5 protein-coding genes are annotated in these 7,057 nt (G+C 47.9%); 3 read left to right on the plus strand and 2 right to left on the minus strand.

The window, feature by feature from the left end; genetic code table 11:
- Window positions 1-32: 32 nt before the first annotated feature.
- Window positions 33-650 carry a TetR/AcrR family transcriptional regulator gene (locus ABY436_RS18000; protein WP_372740315.1) on the minus strand — a complete coding sequence of 206 codons (618 nt, stop codon included), beginning with the start codon at window positions 648-650 and terminating at the stop codon, window positions 33-35.
- A gap of 451 nt (window positions 651-1,101) precedes the next feature.
- On the opposite strand from ABY436_RS18000, the gene ABY436_RS18005 reads away from it, so the two are divergent.
- Genes ABY436_RS18005 through ABY436_RS18015 form a run of 3 tightly spaced genes read left to right on the plus strand, consistent with a single transcriptional unit; the run spans window position 1,102 to window position 6,958 of the window.
- Entirely contained in the window at window positions 1,102-2,352 is a 1,251-nt protein-coding gene (locus ABY436_RS18005) for an efflux RND transporter periplasmic adaptor subunit (protein ID WP_372740316.1), read from the plus strand.
- Window positions 2,353-2,383: 31 nt separating this feature from the next.
- Window positions 2,384-5,554: an efflux RND transporter permease subunit gene (locus ABY436_RS18010; protein ID WP_372740317.1), complete on the plus strand. Its 3,171-nt coding sequence runs from the start codon at window positions 2,384-2,386 to the stop codon at window positions 5,552-5,554.
- Window positions 5,555-5,557: 3 nt separating this feature from the next.
- The gene (locus ABY436_RS18015; RefSeq protein ID WP_372740318.1) at window positions 5,558-6,958 is read left to right on the plus strand and encodes an efflux transporter outer membrane subunit; all 1,401 of its coding nucleotides are present in this window, start codon (window positions 5,558-5,560) and stop codon (window positions 6,956-6,958) included.
- On the opposite strand, the gene ABY436_RS18020 is transcribed toward ABY436_RS18015, so the two are convergent.
- A complete protein-coding gene (locus ABY436_RS18020; protein WP_372740319.1) occupies window positions 6,953-7,057 on the minus strand; it encodes a Na+/H+ antiporter NhaA in 105 nt (34 codons plus the stop codon). The genes ABY436_RS18015 and ABY436_RS18020 overlap by 6 nt on opposite strands.

Raw genomic sequence — 7,057 nt, forward strand, 5'->3', positions numbered from 1 at the left:
AAGGATTTTACTGCCCTGAATATATGCAAGCGCTATGGAGCGATTGCTGGCATAGCAGAAAGCGCTAAGTCAGCCACCTCTGTTAATTCTTCCGGGGTTGCACCATTATTCGCCTGGATCGCCATACCTTGCATAACCGTTCCCAGGTAACGTGCCAAAGTCACTACATTTGTCGTTGCCGGGATATCCCCTTCGGCTTGGGCACGTGCCAGGCGATCACGCAGACGTTCTTCGCCATCCTGGCGGCGGGCCATCAGCGCCTCTTTCACGGAACTGGCTGTTTCACTACAAGATAAAGCGCCTTGTATGATTACACAGCCTTGCGGGTGGCTCTTGTCTGCAAAATTTTTGGCGGCACCGTAGAGCATTGTCTTAACCACTTGGTGAGCGGTTGGCTCAGCGAGTGCAGGTCCTAAAAAAGCACAGGGACGATTTTCATATACCTCGATTGCTTTTAAAAATAGCTGGTCTTTATTACCAAAAGTAGAATATAAGCTTGGCTTGTTAATGCCCATTGCTTCCGTCAGGTCTGCTAACGAAGTGCCGTCATAACCCTTACGCCAAAATACGTCCAAGGCTTTTTCTAATGCAACTTCCGGATCAAAAGCACGTGGTCTGCCGACCGAAGCTGTACAACGTGATTCCGACATAGCTATTCTCCTAATGACACTTCTTATCGCAAATTTAAGTTTGTCTAACTAATCGACACAACTCATCTATTCAATACTGCCCTTCAAAAGCACCATGAATTATCTGCTGATTATCAGCCAACCAAGGTGAGGTAAGAATCTCTCACCTTTGGCATTTGAGTGTAACGTATAGCTAACAAAACTACAGGGATATACGTACAGCAGGCTTCATTACATGGTCTTACTTTCTTAATTAAAAGCATTGTTGCAATCGCAGGATACAGCGTTCGAGAAATAATATACCAATCGGTACAAAATAGATTGTACATATAACAGGTAAATTATATTCTTACTGGGCGGTACAAAACTAGTGCAAGCGTCAAGAAAATATAACTTTTCTGCAACCGCTGTACTCAGACACTCGCTTTAAAGCGCTTTTATTCAAAAACACATGACTCTAGAGACTAACGCTATGAGCAGCAAAAAAATGATCAGAAACCTCACGCTTGGCAGTATTGTTACCCTGTTGCTAACAGCGTGTGGTGGTAAAGAAGCAGCCGCACCTGGTGCATCTTCTCCTCCACCCACAGTCTCAGTTGCGCAAGTGATTCATGAACGTATTACCGAATGGGATGAGTTCACCGGGCGTTTACAAGCCCCGCAAACAGTGAGCCTTGTACCGCGTGTTTCTGGCTATATTGAAAAAGTTATGTTTCAGGAAGGTGCACTGGTTAAAAAAGACGATGTACTCTTCCTTATTGATTCACAGCCGTTCGATACCGAAGTAAATCGTTTAAAAGCGGATTTGAATAACGCGAAAGCAGCGGCAAAACTGGCTAGTCACGATTACGACCGGGCAAAAAAGCTGGCTAAACAACGCGCTATCTCTAACGAGGCTGTCGACAACCGGCTCGCTCAGCAACAACAAACGGCTGCACAAGTCGCCTCAGTACAAGCGGCATTAACACGCGCTCAGTTAGACGTGGCGTATACCAAGGTTACGGCTCCGATTGATGGCCGCGTATCTTATGCACTGGTGACTGAGGGGAATTTTGTTAATGCCGGCCAAAGTGAGCTAACCAGCCTGGTATCTACCGATACCATGTATGCCTATTTTGATCTGGATGAGCAAACTTATCTGAAATACGGCATGTTAGCGAATGCAGGAAAACGCGCTGATACACGTGATACCAATACCGGTAATCCTGTTTATATGGGGCTTGCCAACGATACTGGTTACTCTCACATCGGTCATATCGATTTTATTGATAACCGCATGAACCAACAAACCGGCACGATTCGGGTTCGTGCCCGCTTCGCAAATCAAGAAAACAACTTAATTCCTGGTCTATTTACACGGCTCAAACTTATCGGCAGTGATACCTACGAAGGTATTCTTGTCGACAACAAAGCCATCGGTACCGACCTCAATAACAAGTTTGTTTTGGTGGTGAATGCCGAAAACACGCTGGAATACCGCCCTGTCACCTTGGGTGAAACCATCCACGGATTACGTATTGTGACCCAAGGGTTATCGCCTGAGGATGTCATTGTTGTTAATGGTTTACAGCGCGTTCGCCCCTCCATGCAGATCACACCTAAGTCCGTTGCCATGGCGAGCGACGAAGAACTCGCGGTAATACACGCTGAGCAGCAGACCTTAGACAGCGCCAGTGCTGCGGCACTTAGCAGTACTGCAGAACCAACAGATAACCGCGGTTAAGCCAACGGTCAAGGTTCAGTAAGGAGCCACTATGTTATCCCAGTTTTTTATCAAGCGACCGATATTTGCGGCCGTGATCTCACTGTTGTTTTTTATTGGTGGCGCCATTGCGGTATGGCAGTTACCCATTACCGAATATCCCGACGTTGTACCGCCAACGGTTGTCGTCACAGCTAACTATCCTGGCGCTAACCCCAAAGTTATCGCTGAAACGGTTGCTTCACCGCTGGAACAAGAGATCAACGGCGTTGAAGATATGCTGTATATGTCGTCTCAGGCTACCTCTGATGGGCGTATGACACTGACCATCACTTTTGCGATTGGCACCGATATCGACTTGGCTCAAACCCAGGTACAAAGCCGTGTTGAGCGCGCTAAACCTCGCTTACCACAAGAAGTGCAGCGTCTGGGTGTAGTAACAGAAAAATCATCACCCAGCCTCACCATGGTGGTGCATTTAACCTCACCTGATGACAGGTACGACATGCTCTACCTTTCAAACTACGCAGCGCTCAACGTTAAAGATGAGCTAGCCCGTATCGAGGGTGTCGGTGCCGTTCGTTTATTTGGTGCGGGCGAATACAGCATGCGTGTTTGGCTGGATCCTAATAAAGTCGCTGCTCTGGGATTATCTCCCACAGACGTTATCGCGGCTATTAGCGAGCAAAATCAGCAGGCGGCTGCCGGTAGTTTGGGTGCCCAGCCTACTGGTGAAGCTGACTTTCAATTACTGATTAATGTAAAAGGCCGTCTTTCAAAAGTAGAAGAGTTTGAAGACATTATCGTTAATGTAGGTACGCAGGGGGAGATCACACGTTTAAAAGATATTTCACGTATCGAACTCGGATCCTCTACTTACGCCCTTCGCTCTTTATTAGATAATAAAGAAGCGGTTGCGATTCCTGTCTTCCAGGCTTCAGGCTCGAATGCCATTCAGATCTCTGATGATGTACGCGCGAAAATGGCGGAGCTGTCACAAACCTTCCCGCAAGGCCTCAGCTACGACATCGTTTACGATCCAACCGTATTTGTACGGGGTTCCATTGAAGCGGTGGTGAAAACTTTACTCGAAGCAATCTTGTTAGTCGTTATTGTTGTTGTACTCTTCTTACAGACATGGCGCGCGTCTATCATTCCATTGGTAGCGGTGCCTGTATCCTTAGTGGGTACCTTTGCTTTCATGCATTTGCTGGGCTTTTCATTAAACGCCCTCTCGCTATTCGGATTAGTATTAGCGATCGGTATCGTCGTAGATGATGCCATCGTTGTCGTCGAAAACGTTGAGCGTAATATCGAAGAAGGCTTATCGCCTATCGCGGCAACACAAAAAGCGATGAAGGAAGTAACAGGCCCCATCGTGGCAACCACCCTGGTGTTAGCCGCGGTCTTTATTCCTACCGCTTTTATGTCGGGTTTGACGGGGCAGTTCTATAAGCAGTTTGCCCTCACTATTACCATTTCTACCTTTATATCTGCGATCAATTCGCTAACCCTGAGTCCAGCCCTGTCTGCTCTGTTACTGAAAGGCCGGCACGAAAAAAAGGATTGGTTAACACGCGCTATGGACACCGTGTTAGGTGGCTGGTTGTTTAAGCCGTTTAATATTCTTTTTGCAAAGCTATCTTACGGGTATGGCTGGCTGGTTAAAAAAGTAATCCGTTTTGGTGCACTGATTGGCATACTCTACATTGGCTTAATTGGCCTGACCGGTTACCAATTTAATACGACGCCAACAGGCTATGTGCCAGGTCAGGATAAGCAATACCTGATTGCATTTGCTCAATTACCCGATGCGGCATCGCTTGAGCGGACCGAGGCTGTTATTAAAGAGATGTCTCGTATTGCCCTTGAGCAACCTGGCGTTTCTCATTCTGTCGGGTTTCCGGGTCTTAGCATTAATGGCTTCACCAACAGCCCTAACAGTGGTGTTGTATTCACTCCATTGACTGATTTTGATCAGCGTACCGACCCTTCACTTTCAGCCGAAGCGATAGCCGCCGCCCTCAACCAAAAGTTTGCAGGGATCGAGGATGCATTCATTGCCATTTTCCCGCCACCGCCAGTCATGGGGTTAGGCACTATTGGTGGATTTCGTCTACAGATACAAGACCGGGCCAATTACGGATATGACGAACTCTATAAAGTCACTCTGCAAGTTATGCAAAAAGCATGGGCTACACCAGAGTTGGCCGGTGTTTTTTCCAGCTATCAGGTTAATGTTCCGCAGTTGGATTTGGATATAGACCGGACCAAGGCTAAGCAACAATCCGTCTCGTTAAATGAGTTGTTCGATACACTGCAAGCATATATCGGTTCTGCCTATGTTAATGACTTCAACCAGTTTGGCCGTACTTACCAGGTAAACGTACAAGCAGATGAGCAATTCAGACAAACACCTAAGCAAATCAGCCAATTAAAAGTCCGCAACGAAAACGGCGAGATGATCCCGCTGGGCTCCTTTATTAACGTGACTAATACCGCAGGCCCGGACCGTGTTATGCACTACAACGGTTTTACCACTGCCGAGCTAAATGGTGGCCCGGCTGCCGGCTTTAGCAGCGGTGAAGCGCAAGCCGCTATTGAGAAGATCCTCGCGGATACTTTGCCTAACGGCATGACTTATGAGTGGACGGAGCTAACCTATCAGCAGATTCTGGCAGGTAATGCCGGCATGTTTATCTATCCGTTGATCATTTTATTAGTGTTCATGGTGTTGGCCGCTCAGTACGAAAGCCTGAGTTTACCATTGGCCATCATCCTGATTATTCCAATGACACTGTTATCAGCACTTACGGGGGTACTCATTTACGGCGGGGATAATAATATCTTCACGCAAATTGGCTTAGTGGTGTTAGTGGGATTAGCAACGAAGAACGCCATATTGATCGTCGAATTCGCACGAGATCTGCAAGGTCACGGCATGAATCGACTCGAGGCGATTTTAGAAGCAGGACGATTGCGGTTGCGCCCTATTCTGATGACCTCTATTGCCTTCATCATGGGTGTGGTTCCTATGGTTTTCTCCAGCGGTGCAGGTTCTGAAATGCGCCAGGCGATGGGTGTAGCCGTGTTCTCAGGCATGATAGGCGTGACTGTGTTCGGGCTCATTTTAACGCCTTTATTTTATTACGCGCTGGCAAAGCGTGACACAAACGCAAACGCGACCTCTGCTGTTGAGTCCGGGCAAAAGGCAGGAGTATAAATCATGAAAGCACCTATCAAACTTGCGGCCCTTGTATTGATGATCGGCACACTGACTGCGTGTGCCGTGGGCCCGGATTACCAGGTTCCTGAAAAAGTAAAGGATGTGCCTTTTAGCAGCCCTTACCAGCACTCGAACCTGGCGCTTAACTGGTGGCAAGCCTTTGATGATGATGTACTCAATCAACTGATCGATAAAGCGTTAGTAGAAAACCGCACAATCACTCAAGCGCGTGCCAATGTCGGGCGCGCTTATATGGACTTCCGTGATGCGGATAATAATGGCTTGCCAACGGGCACTATGGATTCCGGCTATCAAGCCTATGAGAACAGCACGCCAGACCCGAGTGATGATGACACAGTTACTCGCGGTTATAGCACGGGGATCAGCCTATCCTGGGATATCGACCTGTTTGGCAAAATCCAACGTGCCAGTGAAGCGGCGCAGGCGAATGTACAGCAAGCAGATATTTTATGGCACGATGCCCAACTGCAGATCATCAGTCAGGTAGCCATCAGTTACGGTGACTATCGAGGAGCGCAATTGCGCTTACAGGTCGCCCAACAGAATCTGGGTAACCTCGAACAGAGCAGAGCTATCGTTCTTGCACGGTTAGATGCCGGTATGGCATCAGAACTTGAATTGGCGCGCATGGATGCCCAGCTTTACGAACTAAAAGCAAATATGCCTGCCTACCAGAGCCAGCTACAAACCGCTGATGCGACTCTCTCCTCTTTACTTGCGCAACGTCCTGGCCAGCTTACTTTAGAGGATAGTGAAAACTCATTTCAACTAAAACAGCTACCTCAATTACAAAAACCAGTCGCAATTGTTGAAGGCGAAAACTACCTTCGCTATCGTGCAGACGTGGCTGGTAGTGAGCGTGCGCTTGCTGCCAGTACTGCTCAGATAGGCGTTGCTACAGCAGACCTGTATCCCAGCTTATCCATTGGCGGTTTTCTGGGTTTCTTATCTGCCCCGGGGTTTTCGTTAAACAGCGGCTCGCAGGGCTGGTCGGTTGCGCCAACGCTGAGTTGGAACGCGGCTGATTTAGGGTCGGTAAGAGCACGCATTAATTCAGCTAAAGCCAGTTCACGTATGGCCTTAGCTGATTTTGAGCAGAGTGTATTTACCGCACTCAATGAGATGTCGCTATCACTTAAAAACTATAACCTAAGCCGCCAACAAGAATTAATGACGGTACAGCAGCGTGAAGCCAGTCAGAAAGCCGTTCGTATTGCGCGCCAACGTTACAACGCCGGCAGCGGTGAGTTCCTCGATCTATTAGATGCCGAGCGCGAACTATTGCGCAGCCGTGATCAACAAGCTCAGCTGGAACAGCAAACCTTTACCCGCCTGGTGGGTATTTATAAAGCATTTGGTGGAGGTATAAATGTCTTATAAATTGACTATTACTGTATTCAGGCCATCAACAATCGCCAGAGCGACAAGAAACATTCGCAGGCTTTGTCGAACTCTATTACCCGGTAACGCTAATACGAT

This window comes from Neptunomonas sp. (assembly GCF_041601355.1).
Lineage (GTDB): Bacteria > Pseudomonadota > Gammaproteobacteria > Pseudomonadales > Balneatricaceae > Neptunomonas.

Bases quoted from the DNA above. Each gene is read 5' to 3' on its own strand.
- ABY436_RS18000 (WP_372740315.1), bottom strand. From the start codon at position 650: ATGTCGGAATCACGTTGTACAGCTTCGGTCGGCAGACCACGTGCTTTT.
- ABY436_RS18005 (WP_372740316.1), top strand. From the start codon at position 1,102: ATGAGCAGCAAAAAAATGATCAGAAACCTCACGCTTGGCAGTATTGTT.
- ABY436_RS18010 (WP_372740317.1), top strand. From the start codon at position 2,384: ATGTTATCCCAGTTTTTTATCAAGCGACCGATATTTGCGGCCGTGATC.
- ABY436_RS18015 (WP_372740318.1), top strand. From the start codon at position 5,558: ATGAAAGCACCTATCAAACTTGCGGCCCTTGTATTGATGATCGGCACA.